Here is a 340-nt window from a genome sequence, read left to right on the forward strand (position 1 = left end):
TCCCCGCCGTATGACCTCAGCCCTCCTTTTCCGGATGAACGCGATGCGTACCGCCTGGCTGCTGCTGTGCCTGCCCCATGTCGCGCTGGCCGCGCCCTGGCTGCGAAGCGAGGGGGTAGCAACGTCGGCGCGCGGCGACCTGCTCTACCGCGAGGTGCACTGGCGACGCGATGCGGCCGAGGGAGCCGAGCGCTGGGTGCTGTACCAGTGCGCGGACGGGCGGCCCTTCGCCCGCAAGCACCTGCCGGCCAGCGCGAACCCACAGGCGCGCGGTTACACCCGCGAGGAGCGGCGCAGCGGCCAGAAGGCCGAAGTCGGGGCCGCCAGCGGCAGGGTCTCG

The 340-nt window shown here is 73.2% G+C and carries 1 protein-coding gene; it reads left to right on the plus strand.

The genetic code is table 11. The features are described 5' to 3' along the window. Positions 1-43: 43 nt before the first annotated feature. Positions 44-340: hypothetical protein (locus EN850_RS34635; protein ID WP_210238056.1), on the plus strand; the 297-nt coding region annotated here is incomplete at its 3' end.

Origin of the sequence: Mesorhizobium sp. M8A.F.Ca.ET.207.01.1.1 (genome assembly GCF_004794715.1) — a bacterium.
GTDB lineage: Bacteria > Pseudomonadota > Alphaproteobacteria > Rhizobiales > Rhizobiaceae > Mesorhizobium.